Genomic DNA, 15,042 nt, shown 5'->3' on the forward strand with positions numbered 1-15,042 from the left:
TTTTTTCTGAATTATAGGTAAACAAAAAACGAACCTTGCTATCGCATGGTTCGTCCACTTGCTCACTATTTTATATGATTGACGGATCCTTGTTTCGCCTCAATTGCCGCATACACTTTTCGTAACTGAACGACCCCTTCGTCAATCACTGCTCCGTCGAGCAAGACGAGCGGATAAAACCATTCATCGTCTTTAAGCGCCTGGGCAAACTCGTCCTCACTCTGTTCGAAATCGATGTACTCGAAAGAAAAGGACTGCTCCGGATACTTGCGTCCGAGCGCACTTTGCAACCACTCATACGTCTCGGTCGAACTCGGTGCACCGACACAACTGGCACATTGAACCTCTGCCCCATAAACCGTGATTTTCATATTCATTCCCCCTCGAAACCATTATACAAAAATCTTCCCCACTCTCGATGACGAAACGCTCAGCGTAAATGATTGAGAAACACTCTCAAACTTGCTAGAATAAAGTAGAACGAGAAAGGGGTAGATACCATGGAAATGTTTGATCAAGTCCAAGAAGTGCTCGATAAATTGCGTCCGTTCTTGCTTCGTGACGGCGGAGACGTCGAACTCGTTGATGTCGAAGAAGGCATCGTCAAGCTCCGTTTGATGGGTGCTTGCGGCAGCTGCCCGTCTTCAACAATCACGCTAAAAGCCGGTATTGAGCGTGCGCTCATCGAAGAAGTACCAGGCATCGTCGAAGTAGAACAAGTATTCTAAGCAAAAAGGGAGACATTCGTCATCCCTTTTTTTCATGCTTCCATTCATTTAAACTCTCAACCATATAGGTCGGGAGTTTTTCTTGTTCTTGAATAAATGCTGGACCGTGTACACCTGAGTTGACGTGAAGTGTACGGATTCCCCCATTGATCCCGAATAGAATATCTGTATGATAGTTATCCCCTACCATCACGACATCCTCTTTCGTCAATCCAATCATGTCGAGTGCAATATCAATCATGACCGGTTCTGGCTTCCCGATAAAGAATGGTTCTTTTTCTGTCGTCACCGTCAACACGGATGTGAGCGACCCGTTCCCCGGTAAAAACCCTCGTTCTGTCGGAATGGCGATATCCCCATTCGTCGAAATGAATCGGGCTCCCGAACGAATGGCGATCGCCCCTCGCGCCAACTTCTCATACGTAATGTGACGGTCGAGACCGATGACCACATAGTCCGCTTTCGGTTCGTCCGTGACGTGGAACCCACGAGATTCTAAGGCGAGTCGGAGTCCGTCTTCGCCAATCATATAGACGGTCGCGCCCGGTGACATCTTCTCAATATAAAAAGCCGTCGCCATCGCACTCGTCAAGACGTTTTCTGCCTTCACATTTGCCCCCATTGAAATCAACTTATCCGCAATCTGCTGTTGTGTCATCGAGGCGTTATTCGTGACGAATAAGTATGGGACGCCCGTAGCTTCTAACTCGTTTACAAAATCGACAGCAGCTTGAACGGGCTCTATTCCTGCATACATCGTACCATCTAAATCAAACAAATATCCTTTTATCGGTTCCATCCAATCACTCGCTTTCTGGCAAGAATGCGGACACTGGTCCAAGTTCGACCTCTAAGTAGCGACGAACTTGCGTGGAGAACGCTGTGAAGTCTTGTTTCGACATCTTCACCCATTCATCGAAGCGTGATGCGTCTGCATCGACGAACTCACGAACATAGTATGCACGCAATCCGACGAGCTCCTTGGTGGCATTACCCGTCTTCTCATCGAGCACGCGTTCATCGAGCAGAATGTCGACAATATCTTCATAGCTACCCGGGTCACGCATGATGAATCCGTCAATCATCGAGTTCCCTACGTCGATGACCCCTTCCATCAGGAGGACAGCCATTCGTTGTTTCGCAAGTTCTACCGTGAACGCATCTCCGCTCAGTTGGTCCGTATGTGCTAACATCGTCTCCATTTGTTCCAGTGTCTGATTAATCTTCTCTCTATTCACAAAATACATGATGATCCCCCCTGCTGTTAATACTAATCCTTTTTCGTTCTGGAGAAAAGAACCTGCCCTATTTACATCATTTATAAAAATGTGATACACTAATCAACGGATTTAAGCCGTAAAAAGTATAACACATTTAATAGAGATAACGTGGAGGGTACAACACTATGGAACGTGAATTAGCATTAGAAATCGTACGAGCGACGGAAGCAGCAGCACTCGCATCATCGAAATGGATTGGACGCGGGCAAAAGAATGAAGCCGATGACGCAGCTACGTCAGCGATGCGCGAAGTTCTCGGAACAGTGAACATGGATGCGACGGTCGTTATCGGAGAAGGTGAACTCGATGAAGCACCGATGCTCTACATTGGGGAAAAACTCGGTACGACGTTCGGTCCGAAAGTCGACATCGCCGTTGACCCGCTCGAAGGTACATCCATTGTCGCAAAAGGACTCGGAGATGCGATGGTCGTCATCGCTGTTGCGGATGAAGGTGCCCTCCTCCACGCACCAGATATGTACATGGATAAGCTCGTCGTTGGGCCGAACTTAAAAGGAAAAGTCTCGCTCGATGAACCACTCGAGTCGATCATCGAAAAAGCGGCAAAATATAACAATAAACGCATTGAAGAAGTGACGGTGATCATGCAAGACCGCGATCGCCACGAACACCTTCGCCAAGCCGTCATGAACGTCGGCGCACGCGTCAAATTGTTTGAGGATGGCGATGTCTCGGCCGGAATCGCAGCTGCCGTCAAAACAAATCCGATTGATATTTTCATCAGTACAGGCGGTGCTCCTGAAGGCGTCATCACGGCTGCAGCTGTCAAAGCGCTTGGCGGAGACATGCAGGCCCGTCTTCACCCGATGAATGAAGAAGAATCTGCACGCGTCATCTCGATGGGCATTGAAGATCCGCTCCAACTCCTCACGCTCGACGACCTCGTCAAGAGTGATGACTGTATCTTCGCCGCAACAGGTGTCACGTCAGGTGAGTTGCTCGATGGCGTCAAATTCTTAACAGATGATATCGTCGAGACGACATCACTCGTCATGCGCTCGAAGACACGTACGATTCGTAAAGTCGTGGCCGAACACCACTTGTCGTTGAAACCATACTTACAAAAAACTGAAGTCAACGCCTAATCAAAAACGCCTTGCTCAATCACTTGAGCGAGGCGTTTGTTTCTTTAAAATCCTTGTTCTGTTCCGTGCACTGGCTCATTCGAATCAACTTGCTTGTCTCGAATCGAATCGTAGAACGTCGCGTACGTCGTCGAGAAGTAAGGTCCGATGAAGAAGAACCCAATCCCGAGCGTCAAGATCCCGACGAGGAACCAACCAAAGAAGGACAAGACGAGCATGAAGGCTTCCATCTTGTGCCCATCCATGAGACGACGTGATTCTGTGATCGACTCGAGTGCGGAAAGTTCAGGCTGATCGCGCAAAATGTACGGCGTAAGTGAATATGAGAATCCTTTGATGATTCCCGGTACGATGAGTAACAACGTCCATAACACGAGGAATACCCCCATCACAAACGAGGTGATGACATGTTTGAAGTAACGTGTCTGGAACGGCTTGAACAGCGTTGAGAGCGAGGCTCCTTTCTCACGTGATACGTTGAGAGCAAGCCACGACCAACCGATCGCAAGTGGGGCAATTAAAATTTGCAGAACGTTCGATACAAAGCTCAAAGTGACTTCTGTCGATGTGAACGGTTCTGGCGAGTTGACGTCCATTTCAGGCGCAAACCATTGCGGAATCCCGTTAATAATGAGGAACAAGAGTGCCAATCCGGCCATCAACCACCATTTTCCTTTCAAGGCGTGTCGTGCATGTTGTTTCCATTCAGATCTCATAGTAATCCATCCTTTTTCGTAGTCTTTCTATTAGTGTACGTGAAAAGGTGACCATACGTTTCAAAAAAACATAAAAAAAGGGAAAGGAATTTTTCCTTTCCGCTTAGCGAATCATCACATTGCCTAAAAAGAACTGAGACATGGACAAGATCAACAACAGCACCCCGAGTGATAACACAAGGTGAGATGTGACTTTGAAGACACGGCCTCGCAAGAACGAATGGCCATATTCAAAGCGACGGATGATCAACACATGAACGAGTTCAAATAGAATGACTGCCGCCGTAAAATAAAAGGTCATCATGATATGGAAACCAAAAAAGAACATGGCCAATATCCCGAGTCCGAAGTTATGAATTCGATTATGGACGTCATCCCGATCCCCGACGGTCGTTTGTACATGTTGCATCCAAATCACCTCACTATCAAAACCAAAAACCTACGAAACTATCCTTAATGACAATTTATCACATTTTTCCAACCTCAAAACCGGAAGTCACGACTTTTTACCTAAACGAAATATTTGGAAATTAAATGTAATAAAAAAAGTGCTGACGGCTCAGCACTTTACACGTTTGATTCATCGGTCTTGTTGAACTTACGCTTCAACTTCAGTTTTTGCTTCGTTCCCCCAAAGACGGGTCCACTCTCTTCTTCGTTGATTTCCGTTTCTTTTTTCAAAACGAAATAAGGACATCCAAAGTTGCAATATTCGTATACGTAGTCCATCACGTGATCAATTCGGTTCTCATAGGTCGCCAATTTAGATTGCGGTTCATAGAATCCCTTCAATCGCAACTGACCATGCCCCCAATCACCGACGATGTAATCGTACTTATCTAGCACGTCACTATACCGTGCGATAAACGCCTCTTCATCGAACCCGTCCCGTTTTTCTTCCAAGACGGTATATCCGTGGCGATTCACTCGAATCATCGCTCCCACCTCCACTCTGTTATCATAGCATGCCCTCATCGATGCACTCTATCCTTTTCGAATCACTTCATGACGGGCGACGATTGTTTCTCGTAATACATCTCGCAGAAGTTCGGGCATGAAATATCGCTTCGGTTGGTCTGCCAAATAAGGAAGAAGCGGACCGAATGTCAACATATCGACCGTTGCGACACGATATGTCCGATTTAAATCCAATCGTTCCCCCATCACATAAGTCTGACCGTCACGTTGTTCGATTTGATAGAGACTCGGTTCTCCGAGAACGGTCCCTCTGAACCCGAGACCTCTGACATGCATATTCGTGAACGTTTCTTCATTAGTATCGTGAAGGAAACGCGACAACGTTTCACCGTCCAATGTCAGCACACAAGGGTTGATTGGATGCGGACAGATCCGATGCAACATGTTGAGCGTCACCCCACCCGGTGCAAGGCCTTCTAGCACAACCCCAGATGGAATAATCCCAACATCCGCCGCACACCATTCGACCATCCCTTCGACGAGTAGGTCACCGAGTGGAGAAGGTCCGAACCAATCGGAGGCGTATCCATCCGTCTCTGCAATCGTGACATCAAGAAGGCGTTCGGCATCTGCCCCTTCTGTGCGCAACAACGCCAACGTGTCTGGACTATCCGATTGCTGAGACAGTTCGTGAAGGCGCGCTTCTTTCGATACGATTCCTGACTCGCCAAGCGTCAGTGTGACTTCACCGACGTACTTCCCATATTTTCCGGCCTGTGCAATCAACACACCGTTCGTCATCACACCTTCATCTAAAACATGATGTGTATGCGCACCGAGAATGACATCGATTTCAGGAAACATTTCAGCTAATCGCTCATCTCCAAAGAATCCAAGGTGACTGAGCGCGATGATGACATCACAATACGCCAACTGTTTCAGCGCTCGCTCCGCCGCCTCGTAAGGCGATTCAATCTGCCAGCCGAGCTCTGGGTATAACTCTTCATATGGAGCGGTCACACCAAACAGACCGATCTGGAAACCATCTTTCTCAAGAACGAGCGTCTCATCGACCCAATTCGGTCGTGACCCGTCTGCTTCATATACATTCCCAAGTAAGATGGGAAATGTCGCTTCGTCATACAGTTCGGCTAGCCAATCATGAGGAAAAGTGATCCCTTCGTTGTTTCCGATGGTGACCGCTGTCGGACGGAGTTGCTCGAGCAAACGAACATTCAACTTTCCACGTGTCACTTCGGTCGCCGGGTGGGTGCGGTCGGCATGATCTCCTAAATCAAAGTACAGCGTATTGTCAGTCCGATGTTCTTCTAGAAATGAAACAAGTTTCGGCCATTGGTCGAACTTTGAATGAAGATCGTTGTAATGAAAAATAGACAGTGTCGTCATGGCCATCCCTTCCTTCTAAAACAAACTGATTTGTCTCGGCGCGAGTTCATATTCAAGGCCAAGAATCTCAATGAGTCGCTTCGCATTCGGTGCTGCATCCCCAGCCGAGTTGTTGTTAAAGTATACATACACGTCTTTCGCTTCACGGTCAATCTCACGAAGTGAGGTCGCCAATTCTTGCAATTCTTCCTCGCTATACCGGTACAGACAGCGAACATGCCGCCATTCTTGACTCGTCATTCCAGGTTTTTTGAGCCACCCTGACGTATTGCGTCCATGCAATCGAACGACCGCAACATCAGGATATGTCACGACCGGTACGAACGGGATGCTGCTCTCTTTCGTTTGCGGTTCATCGCAAATCGTGTTGATGAACCGCTGCTCCTTCAAAAATTGAAGCGTCCGGTCCCGGAACGCTTCTGAGAACCAGGTCGGATTGCGGAACTCGATGGCAATCTCGTAATCTGACAGCTCGGCACGAAGCGTTCTCAAATAATCCAGGTGTGGCTTTGACACATCGAACCACGGCGGCAATTGAACGAGCACAGCCCGTAATTTCCCCGCTCGTTTTAACGGATCGACCGAGACGCGATAACGCTCAAACAGTTCAATCAAAGGCGTTTTCGGCTCACGATCATGTCCGCTCATTTCTCTGGAAACTTTCACAACGAATTGAAAATGATCCGGTGTTTCCCCATCCCATTTTTCGAAATTTTTCACAGGTTGAATCGCATAGAAGGTCGAGTCGACTTCAACAGTCGGGAAATGTCCCGCATATGTCGATAATTTATGTTTTCGTTCTTCTGGGGTCGTATACAGCAAATCGTGGTCACCCCATCCGGTCACACCTACATAGATCATAGCGTCCTCCTTTACGATTCTGAAATGGCGGCCGCTTTCCGTTTCGACCAGTTCCATGTGCCCATGTATGTGACGAGCAATAGGACGAGTCCCATCATGAACGGATAGCGCATATCAATATCAAAGGCGATTCCCGCCAATGTCGGCCCTAAAATATTCCCAATACTCATATAAGCGTTGTTCATCCCCATGGCAAGACCTTGCTCGTTTCCTGCAAGTTTCGACACGAGCGTGTTCAACACCGGTCGTAAAATAGATGTCGATAAGAAAATCACGAGTGTCACTGCGAAGAAGAGCATATACGTACCAGCGAACAAAGATAACAAGAAGCCAAATGAGGCGAGCGCGATGAAAGCAAGTACGACCTTGGTCTCACCCAACCATTCGACGAGACGGTCCACCGCAAACAATTGAACGATAACACTCACAATCCCCGTTCCGGTTACCATGATGGCAATCTCTTGTGGTGTCGCACTGAACATCTCACTGACATAGAGCCCAAGTACCGATTCATACGCCATCAGACCAAACGCCATGACGAGGTTGATGACCAATACGAAGAAGTACGGTTTTCGCGTCGACATGACCAGCTGCGTCGGTAAAGACTCTTTAATCTTAGGCGCCACGTATGGAGCACGGTCAGGCTCCTTAAGAAGAAGCACAGACGAAATGACAGCGATAAACGATACAATCGCTGAAACGAGCAACGGTGTCTTCAAGCCGAATTCAGCAAAAAAGCCACCAATCCCTGGTCCCACTACAATTCCAAGCGACATTGCCGCGGAAATATAACTGTTTCCTCGAGCTCGTTGCTCGAGTGTCGTGATATCTGCCACATAAGCGAAGATGGCAGGTATCAAAAGCGCTGCACCAACACCCCCGATGGCACGAGAGACGAGAAGAATCGTCAAATTATCTGATAGATAGAAGACTCCCATCGAGATGGTGAATCCGATCAGACCGAGAATGATCATGAGTCGGCGGCCGTGGACGTCCGCCCATTTCCCGGCAATCGGTGACATGACGAGCTGGGCACCTGCAAATACGGAAATCATGAGTCCGGCGGCTGTCCCTCCCTCGCCAATCATCTTTAAGTAATCCGGAATAATCGGGATGATGATCCCAAATCCGGCGACGGCGATAAACATGTTCAACATGAGAATCGCCAATTGATTTTTTTGTTTTGTCGTCAACGAATGTCACTCCCTTTTCATCTTTCCATTTTACTGTTTGAGCTCACATCCAGGCAAACAATAAGACAGAAAAAAGCCCATCCTTGACCAAAGGATGGGCGAGACTTATGAGATGCGTGATTGAGCGAGTGATTCTTGTGACGTTCCCTTCGGAAGAAGAAGCGTGATCGCATAGACGATTATCGTCGGAACTGCCCAGGCAAGTCCGATATCCGCCATTGGTAGGTTTCCAATCCAAGAAGTAACCGCAGAAGGCTGGATGCCGTTCCACGTTTCAAAGAACGAGAGAACGAGCGCCGTATAAATCGTCGCTTTCATCGCCACACCAGGGTTTCGTTGAAGACGTTCCGTCACCGATACGAGCACGAGTGCGATCATGACCGGATAGAGGAGCGTGAGAAGCGGCACCGCGATTTGAATCAACGAACTCAAACCAACGAGTGAGATCATGAATCCAAACAACGTTGTCGCGATGACGACATGATGATATTTGAGAGAATCAAACTGATTGCTGATGAAGCGTGAGAACTCTGAGATGAGGCCAACTGCTGTCGTCAAACAAGCGAGGAAGACCGCTAATCCGAGTGCAAGCATTCCGACTTGTCCGTAAGACGTACCTGCGAACGCTTGGAGAAGGCTTGCGCCACTCGTCGTTCCTTCTGCGACTGTCATATTCGCACCGATTGAACCGAGCGAGATATAGACAAGCATCAAACAGGTAACGGCAAGCATGCCCGCAGAGCGAAGAAGCGAAGACGCTTCTTTTTGGTCACTCAATCCATTAGCTTTCAACGTGACGAGGACGATTGCCCCAAAGACGAGGGCCCCGAATACATCCATTGTCAAATAGCCTTGTTGGAAACCTTGGCCGAGTGCACCCACCCATGTCTCAAATCCTTCCGCTGGAGCTCCCGGCTCCCCGAGTGGCGAGATGAGGTTTGTGATTCCAATCGCTGCAAGCAAGAACAAGAGGATTGGTGTAATGATGCGCCCGATGACTTCAATCAACTTTTGAGCACGAAGCGTCAAGAAGAACGTCAACCCGAAAAAGACGGTCGAACTCATCGCGAGTGTCAAAGTAGAAGGAGCATCGAGAAACGGAACGAGTCCCATTTCATACGTGACAGCAGCCGTACGCGGGATTCCGAAGAAAGGTCCGATAGCCACATACATCAATCCTGTCAAGATAAGCGCGAGACGCTTTGGAATATAACGAGCAATTTGGTCTGTCCCGCCGCCGACCCGAGCGACTGCGAACAAAGCAAGAAGCGGTAAACCGACACCCGTAATGACGAACCCGATCATCGCCGGTACGAGGTTTTCCCCCGCCAAGGCGCCGAGCTCAGGTGGGAACAGCAAGTTCCCGGCCCCAAAGAATAAAGCAAAAATCGTAAACGCTAACGGGAACAATGTCGATTTTTTCATACAACTACCTCCATACACTTGATATTCCGAACGACTTAACAAAAAAATAATAACTAAATTTTCTGACAATATATCGCTTGGTCTATTTCATTATACACACTTCCTATCGTTTGACCACCCTATCTCCAAAATTCGAGGTTTAATTTTTTGAAATGTAGATTTCACTAAAAAATCTCCCTTTCATATGTAGGGAGATGTAAGCGGTTAATAGCGTATGTCGAACGAGCGAAATTCCTGATCGTTCGCTTCCGTCTCTTCGATTCGTTCGACACCGACAAAGCGATTGCCATCCTTCAACGTCTGCTCGAAGGCGTCGATTTCTTGCTCGGTTCCTTCCGCATGTAGCTCGACTGTCCCGTCACTTAGATTGCGAACCCATCCTTTGATGCCGAATCGTTGCGCGGTCTCCTGTGAAAAATATCGAAACCCCACGCCTTGGACACGTCCAGATACAATCAAACGTTTAGCAACTCTCATTCTATTTTCCTCCTTTATTTTGTCAAAGATGTTTAGAGGTCCTTACTTTAGGAAACAGTATTTAAGTAAAATAATGGAATTGGAGTGGTTGTATGAATGAATTTATTACTCTTGTCACGAACGTTTCCGACTGGCTTTGGGGCGTACCAATTATCTCGTTACTCGTCTTATCCGGTATCTTCCTCACCATCAAGCTCGGTTTCTTTCAGTTTCGTTACCCCATCTACATATTCAAGCAAACGTTCGGCAGCATTTTCAAAAAGCCGAAAGGTGAAGGCGACATCAGTCCGAGACAAGCGTTGACGTCAGCCCTCTCTTCAACAGTCGGGGCCGCGAACATCATCGGTGTACCTGCAGCGATTATGTTCGGGGGACCGGGTGCCATCTTCTGGATGTGGGTCATCGCTATCATCGGCATGGCCATCAAGTTCTCAGAGAGCGTACTGGCCGTGCACTATCGTGAGAAGAATGATGCCGGCGAATTTGTCGGGGGACCGGTCTACTACATATCAAAAGGACTTCGTTGGAAGTGGCTCGCGACGTGGTTCGCCTTCGCCCTCATGATCGAACTCATTCCGAGTATCATGGTACAAGGGAACGCTGTCAGCTCGGCAGTCCGTGAGACGTTCAATGGAAACACGCTCATCACAGGGATTGTCGTCGCTATTCTTGTGGGCATCATCGTCTTTGGCGGACTGAAGCGCATCGCGAAAGTCACCGAGATCGTCGTCCCTGGCATGGCACTCGTCTATGTCGGAGCCGGACTCGTCATCGTCTTGATGAACTTCTCTGAGATTCCAAACGTTCTCAGTCTCATCTTCTCTTATGCATTCGAGCCGATGGCCGCGTTCGGTGGGTTTGCCGGTGCCGCCGTTGCTGAGACGATTCGTTGGGGCTTCGCCCGTGGACTCTATTCAAATGAAGCCGGTCTTGGAACGGCACCGATTGCCCACGCCGCGGCACAGACGGACCATCCGGTGCGCCAAGGGTTCTGGGCCGTCATCGGGATCGTCATCGATACGCTCATCATTTGTAGCACGACCGCATTCGTCGTCTTGTCTTCAGGTGTCTGGACGGCAGACGGAGCGATGGATGACCCAGCAGCGTTGACGACGATTGCTTTCAATGAATACTTCGGTTACACGGGAAGCTTACTCGTCACCATCTCACTCATCTTCTTCGTCCTCTCGACCATTATCGTCATCATCTTTTACGGCTCGCGACAAGCCGAGTACTTATTCGGTTTGACGGCAGGAAAAATCATGAAGGCCGTTTATATCGTCTCGATTGTCATCGGTTCGATTGGAGGCGCTCAGATGATTTGGAACTTCCTAGACTTGATGCTAGCGATGATCCTCATCCCGAATATGATTGCCGTCTTGCTTCTAAGTGGTGAAGTGAAACGATTGACAACCGAGTTCTTCACATCCGAGAAGTATTACAAGAAAGATATCGCCGAAGAAGAGGCGTCTTAACCAACAATCCGACTGCCTAAGCAGTCGGATCTTTTTTAGGATGCGGGCTCGACTTTCTCAATCCCTGCTTTGATAGTTTGTACCGAGGCGTCAAACTTCTGTTGTTCTTCGTTCGTCAATTCAATCTCTATGATCTTACGAATGCCGCTTCGGTCAATCAAGGCCGGTACGCCAATATGCACGTCACTCGCCCCGTACTCGCCGTCTAGGTGAGCGCCAATCGTCACGACGGAGTTTTCATTTCGGACGATGGCCCGGATGATGCGAAGCAAGCCTACCCCAATCGCATAATAGGCGGCGTTCTTATGCTCGATGATCTGGTAAGCAGCGTCGCGCACATCGGCATAGATCGCTTCTAAGTCTTCGAACTGATATTTCTCGTTCTCCGCCAATAGTTCATCGATACTCTTCCCATAGATGCGTGCGTTGTTCCATGCGACAAAGCCCGTATCCCCATGTTCACCCATATAGTAGGCGTGGCAGTTTCGTGGCGATAGTTCGAAATAGTCTCCAAGTTTGTAACGGAGTCGTGCTGTATCGAGGACCGTCCCTGAACCGATGACGCGTTCTTTTGGTAAACCCGATGCTTTCCAGGCGACGTGTGCCATCACATCGACCGGGTTCGTCGCGACGACTAAAATGCCGTCGAACCCGCTCTTCATCAAGTCTTCGGTCACGGTGCGGACGACCTTGGCGTTTTGCTCGACGAGGTCCATCCGTGTCTGCCCAAGTTTTTGTGCGGCTCCTGCCGTGATGACGACGATATCTGCGTCTTTACAATCCGAGTAGTCGCCTGCCCAAATCCGGACCGGTGTCGGGGCGAATGAGATCCCATGATTGAGGTCCATCGCCTCTCCTTCCGCTTTGGCGTGATTCGAGTCGATTAAGACGAGCTCTTCACAAAGGGCTGCCGTCGATAGTTGATAGGCAAAACTGACTCCGACCCAACCGGCACCGATCACAGCGATGCGGGTGATGTCTCTTGGATCAATATCATCTTTATGCGGGATACGTGTCATATAAATCCTTCCTTTCCATAATCATTCTCTTTTTAGCATACCCGACTCTTCCATCTTTAACGACAAAAGCCGCATGAAAAATACATGATTACGTTATATATCCTACTTCGGTTCAAAGATTCCTGTATTCCGAACATAACCGAAAATCTGAATCGTCTCACTTTCCAAGATGAACGGAATTCTTTCTCTCTCTAAAATTGAAATGAGTTCGGTAGACATATCACAAACATCTGGGTCAAGAATCACTCCCTTACAGAGCAGTACAATTGGTCGCAAACGAATCCATTCGATGGACCGTAAACGGGATTCCAGCCAGATTTCATCCCACTCTCCCCATAATATTTCATACTCGGATAACGAATCACTTGGAAATAACTTATCCTCCCCTAAGTATTTCATTTGATACGGCGGTGCATGCGTCAACACTTCAGAAACAGCTCGATTGAGGCGTTGCCATTTTGTCTCGTTCATCACCGATGTCAATTGGTGCTTCTCTATGTATTGGAGTTCTTCTCGTCGATTCATGCTGTTGAACCTTCTATCATAAGCTCTAATTTTTCAATCGTTCGTAATACTTCTTTACGGTTCTGCTTGTTTTTCATCCAAGCCGGTAATCGACTTTCGAGACTACGGTTCGTTCCCTCGCTCGTCCGAATCTTCGCCTCGATATAATCCTTAATATAGTTGAGATGTTCACGGTTGTAAGCCCATAGCACATGACCACAACAACCCGTTTGTAAGAATAGCGGCAAACCAAAATGAACATCGATCGCTTCTCCGACGTACTTCGAACCGCTCTCCTTCATTTGCAAATGACCACAATAAAAACAACTTAAGCGCACTTCATTAGTTTTTTCCAACACGTCTGCTCGCCTCCCGCAACTCGGACAAATGACAAGCATGAGATTCATGAATGAATAAATGTCTCGGCTCTCTAACAAAAATCGATGGGTCACTTCATCGCCTCCTTATTTCATTATACAAAAAACCAGCAAAGCTAAGCTTCGCTGGTTTAAAGTTACGATTATCCAATCGAACCTTCCATCTCGAACTTGATGAGACGGTTCATTTCGACCGCATATTCCATTGGTAATTCTTTTGTGAATGGCTCGATGAAGCCCATTACGATCATTTCTGTCGCTTCTTCTTCCGAGATTCCACGGCTCATGAGGTAGAAGAGTTGCTCTTCTGACACTTTTGAGACTTTCGCTTCGTGCTCGAGCGACACTTGGTCGTTCAAGATTTCATTGTACGGGATCGTATCTGAAGTCGACTCGTTGTCCATGATGAGCGTGTCACACTCGATGTTCGAGCGTGCGCCCTTCGCCTTACGGCCGAAGTGGACGATTCCACGGTACGATACTTTTCCGCCTTGTTTCGAAATCGATTTTGAGACGATAGACGACGACGTGTTTGGTGCGAGATGAATCATTTTAGCGCCAGCGTCTTGGTGCTGTCCTTTACCAGCGAGGGCGATTGAGAGTGTCATCCCACGTGCGCCTTCCCCTTTCAAGATGACAGCTGGGTATTTCATTGTGAGTTTCGATCCGATGTTTCCATCGATCCACTCCATCGATCCACCCGCTTCACAGACTGCACGTTTCGTTACCAAGTTGTAGACGTTGTTCGCCCAGTTTTGGATCGTCGTGTAACGGCAATATGCATCTTTGTTGACGAAGATCTCAACGACCGCTGAGTGAAGCGAGTTCGTTGTGTAAACCGGTGCCGTACATCCTTCGACGTAATGAACCGATGCGCCTTCGTCGACGATGATGAGCGTACGCTCGAATTGACCCATGTTTTCCGAGTTGATGCGGAAGTAGGCTTGGAGCGGTTGCTCAAGTTTTACGCCTTTTGGTACGTAGATGAACGAGCCACCTGACCAAACTGCTGAGTTGAGGGCCGCAAACTTGTTGTCCGTCGGCGGGATCAACTTCCCGAAGTACTCTTTGAAGATCTCTTCGTCTTCTTTGAGGGCTGTGTCTGTATCTTTGAAGATGACACCTTTTTCTTCGAAGTCTTCTTGCATGCTATGGTAGACAACCTCAGACTCATACTGAGCCGAGACACCTGCCAAGTATTTTTGCTCTGCTTCTGGGATACCGAGCTTGTCAAACGTACGTTTGATTTCTTCTGGTACCTCATCCCATGAGCGTTCTGTCTTTTCAGATGGTTTGACATAGTACGTGATTTCGTCGAAATCAAGTGCCGAGAGGTCTCCGCCCCATGTCGGCATCGCCATCTTGTTAAAGTGATCCAACGACTTCAAACGGAAGTCGAGCATCCATTGTGGCTCTTCTTTCATGCGCGAGATCGTCTCTACGATTTCTGTCGTCAAGCCACGGCCTGAACGGAAAATCGAAACGTCCCGATCATGGAAGCCGTATTTATAATCGCCAATTTCCGGCATGTTCTTTGCCATATCGGTCTCCTCCTT

The 15,042-nt window shown here is 48.2% G+C and carries 18 protein-coding genes; 3 read left to right on the top strand and 15 right to left on the bottom strand.

From position 1 onward, the window contains the following. Nucleotides 1–65: 65 nt before the first annotated feature. Entirely contained in the window at nucleotides 66–371 is a 306-nt protein-coding gene (locus F3H97_RS07380) for a YuzD family protein (RefSeq protein ID WP_196430957.1), read from the bottom strand. Between the two features lie 129 nt (nucleotides 372–500). Between F3H97_RS07380 and F3H97_RS07385 the strand changes: the two genes are divergently transcribed. Then, the gene (locus tag F3H97_RS07385; RefSeq protein ID WP_012726833.1) at nucleotides 501–728 is read left to right on the top strand and encodes a NifU family protein; all 228 of its coding nucleotides are present in this window, start codon (nucleotides 501–503) and stop codon (nucleotides 726–728) included. Nucleotides 729–747: 19 nt separating this feature from the next. On the opposite strand, the gene F3H97_RS07390 is transcribed toward F3H97_RS07385, so the two are convergent. Continuing rightward, complete coding sequence (locus F3H97_RS07390) at nucleotides 748–1,527, bottom strand: TIGR01457 family HAD-type hydrolase (protein ID WP_196430958.1); 780 nt, start codon at nucleotides 1,525–1,527, stop codon at nucleotides 748–750. A gap of 4 nt (nucleotides 1,528–1,531) precedes the next feature. Further along, nucleotides 1,532–1,975 carry a DUF86 domain-containing protein gene (locus F3H97_RS07395; protein ID WP_196430959.1) on the bottom strand — a complete coding sequence of 148 codons (444 nt, stop codon included), beginning with the start codon at nucleotides 1,973–1,975 and terminating at the stop codon, nucleotides 1,532–1,534. Nucleotides 1,976–2,133: 158 nt separating this feature from the next. Between F3H97_RS07395 and glpX the strand changes: the two genes are divergently transcribed. Beyond that, nucleotides 2,134–3,114 (top strand): class II fructose-bisphosphatase, encoded by a 981-nt coding sequence (glpX, locus tag F3H97_RS07400; RefSeq protein ID WP_159562592.1) that lies wholly within the window; start codon nucleotides 2,134–2,136, stop codon nucleotides 3,112–3,114. Between the two features lie 44 nt (nucleotides 3,115–3,158). On the opposite strand, the gene F3H97_RS07405 is transcribed toward glpX, so the two are convergent. From F3H97_RS07405 to F3H97_RS07440, 8 genes are all read right to left on the bottom strand, one after another. Then, nucleotides 3,159–3,830: a DUF975 family protein gene (locus F3H97_RS07405; protein WP_074036376.1), complete on the bottom strand. Its 672-nt coding sequence runs from the start codon at nucleotides 3,828–3,830 to the stop codon at nucleotides 3,159–3,161. Nucleotides 3,831–3,933: 103 nt separating this feature from the next. Further along, entirely contained in the window at nucleotides 3,934–4,239 is a 306-nt protein-coding gene (locus tag F3H97_RS07410; RefSeq protein ID WP_078147262.1) for a hypothetical protein, read from the bottom strand. Between the two features lie 158 nt (nucleotides 4,240–4,397). Then, a complete protein-coding gene (locus F3H97_RS07415; protein WP_047795125.1) occupies nucleotides 4,398–4,766 on the bottom strand; it encodes a YutD family protein in 369 nt (122 codons plus the stop codon). 48 nt (nucleotides 4,767–4,814) lie between these two features. Next, nucleotides 4,815–6,155, bottom strand: coding sequence for a bifunctional metallophosphatase/5'-nucleotidase (locus F3H97_RS07420; RefSeq protein ID WP_230872826.1), 1,341 nt, complete (start codon nucleotides 6,153–6,155; stop codon nucleotides 4,815–4,817). 15 nt (nucleotides 6,156–6,170) lie between these two features. Next, nucleotides 6,171–7,016, bottom strand: a complete 846-nt coding sequence (locus tag F3H97_RS07425; protein WP_196430961.1) for a DUF72 domain-containing protein — start codon at nucleotides 7,014–7,016, stop codon at nucleotides 6,171–6,173. A gap of 11 nt (nucleotides 7,017–7,027) precedes the next feature. Next, nucleotides 7,028–8,209 (bottom strand): MFS transporter, encoded by a 1,182-nt coding sequence (locus tag F3H97_RS07430; protein ID WP_159562595.1) that lies wholly within the window; start codon nucleotides 8,207–8,209, stop codon nucleotides 7,028–7,030. A 105-nt stretch (nucleotides 8,210–8,314) separates the two neighbouring features. Then, nucleotides 8,315–9,634, bottom strand: a complete 1,320-nt coding sequence (brnQ, locus tag F3H97_RS07435; RefSeq protein WP_196430962.1) for a branched-chain amino acid transport system II carrier protein — start codon at nucleotides 9,632–9,634, stop codon at nucleotides 8,315–8,317. Nucleotides 9,635–9,838: 204 nt separating this feature from the next. Then, entirely contained in the window at nucleotides 9,839–10,111 is a 273-nt protein-coding gene (locus F3H97_RS07440) for an acylphosphatase (RefSeq protein ID WP_078147267.1), read from the bottom strand. A 92-nt stretch (nucleotides 10,112–10,203) separates the two neighbouring features. Here F3H97_RS07440 and F3H97_RS07445 point away from each other — a divergent pair, with 92 nt between their 5' ends. Continuing rightward, complete coding sequence (locus F3H97_RS07445; protein WP_159562598.1) at nucleotides 10,204–11,586, top strand: alanine/glycine:cation symporter family protein; 1,383 nt, start codon at nucleotides 10,204–10,206, stop codon at nucleotides 11,584–11,586. Between the two features lie 35 nt (nucleotides 11,587–11,621). On the opposite strand, the gene F3H97_RS07450 is transcribed toward F3H97_RS07445, so the two are convergent. From F3H97_RS07450 to sufB, 4 genes are all read right to left on the bottom strand, one after another. After that, nucleotides 11,622–12,605: an L-lactate dehydrogenase gene (locus F3H97_RS07450; protein WP_196430963.1), complete on the bottom strand. Its 984-nt coding sequence runs from the start codon at nucleotides 12,603–12,605 to the stop codon at nucleotides 11,622–11,624. Nucleotides 12,606–12,707: 102 nt separating this feature from the next. Next, complete coding sequence (locus F3H97_RS07455) at nucleotides 12,708–13,130, bottom strand: DUF6678 family protein (protein WP_230872827.1); 423 nt, start codon at nucleotides 13,128–13,130, stop codon at nucleotides 12,708–12,710. Continuing rightward, nucleotides 13,127–13,468: a hypothetical protein gene (locus F3H97_RS07460; protein WP_196430964.1), complete on the bottom strand. Its 342-nt coding sequence runs from the start codon at nucleotides 13,466–13,468 to the stop codon at nucleotides 13,127–13,129. Before F3H97_RS07460 ends, F3H97_RS07455 begins: the two co-directional genes overlap by 4 nt. A 161-nt stretch (nucleotides 13,469–13,629) precedes the next feature. Then, complete coding sequence (gene sufB, locus F3H97_RS07465; RefSeq protein WP_012726850.1) at nucleotides 13,630–15,027, bottom strand: Fe-S cluster assembly protein SufB; 1,398 nt, start codon at nucleotides 15,025–15,027, stop codon at nucleotides 13,630–13,632. Between the last annotated feature and the right edge of the window lie 15 nt (nucleotides 15,028–15,042).

Origin of the sequence: Exiguobacterium sp. SRB7LM (assembly GCF_015712685.1) — a bacterium.
Taxonomy (GTDB): Bacteria; Bacillota; Bacilli; order Exiguobacteriales; family Exiguobacteriaceae; genus Exiguobacterium; species Exiguobacterium profundum.

Bases quoted from the DNA above. Each gene is read 5' to 3' on its own strand.
- brnQ (WP_196430962.1), bottom strand. From the start codon at position 9,634: ATGAAAAAATCGACATTGTTCCCGTTAGCGTTTACGATTTTTGCTTTA.
- F3H97_RS07450 (WP_196430963.1), bottom strand. From the start codon at position 12,605: ATGACACGTATCCCGCATAAAGATGATATTGATCCAAGAGACATCACC.
- F3H97_RS07415 (WP_047795125.1), bottom strand. From the start codon at position 4,766: ATGATTCGAGTGAATCGCCACGGATATACCGTCTTGGAAGAAAAACGG.
- F3H97_RS07425 (WP_196430961.1), bottom strand. From the start codon at position 7,016: ATGATCTATGTAGGTGTGACCGGATGGGGTGACCACGATTTGCTGTAT.
- F3H97_RS07440 (WP_078147267.1), bottom strand. From the start codon at position 10,111: ATGAGAGTTGCTAAACGTTTGATTGTATCTGGACGTGTCCAAGGCGTG.
- sufB (WP_012726850.1), bottom strand. From the start codon at position 15,027: ATGGCAAAGAACATGCCGGAAATTGGCGATTATAAATACGGCTTCCAT.
- F3H97_RS07405 (WP_074036376.1), bottom strand. From the start codon at position 3,830: ATGAGATCTGAATGGAAACAACATGCACGACACGCCTTGAAAGGAAAA.
- F3H97_RS07395 (WP_196430959.1), bottom strand. From the start codon at position 1,975: ATGTATTTTGTGAATAGAGAGAAGATTAATCAGACACTGGAACAAATG.
- F3H97_RS07390 (WP_196430958.1), bottom strand. From the start codon at position 1,527: ATGGAACCGATAAAAGGATATTTGTTTGATTTAGATGGTACGATGTAT.
- F3H97_RS07380 (WP_196430957.1), bottom strand. From the start codon at position 371: ATGAAAATCACGGTTTATGGGGCAGAGGTTCAATGTGCCAGTTGTGTC.
- F3H97_RS07455 (WP_230872827.1), bottom strand. From the start codon at position 13,130: ATGAATCGACGAGAAGAACTCCAATACATAGAGAAGCACCAATTGACA.
- F3H97_RS07445 (WP_159562598.1), top strand. From the start codon at position 10,204: ATGAATGAATTTATTACTCTTGTCACGAACGTTTCCGACTGGCTTTGG.
- glpX (WP_159562592.1), top strand. From the start codon at position 2,134: ATGGAACGTGAATTAGCATTAGAAATCGTACGAGCGACGGAAGCAGCA.
- F3H97_RS07410 (WP_078147262.1), bottom strand. From the start codon at position 4,239: ATGCAACATGTACAAACGACCGTCGGGGATCGGGATGACGTCCATAAT.
- F3H97_RS07420 (WP_230872826.1), bottom strand. From the start codon at position 6,155: ATGACGACACTGTCTATTTTTCATTACAACGATCTTCATTCAAAGTTC.
- F3H97_RS07385 (WP_012726833.1), top strand. From the start codon at position 501: ATGGAAATGTTTGATCAAGTCCAAGAAGTGCTCGATAAATTGCGTCCG.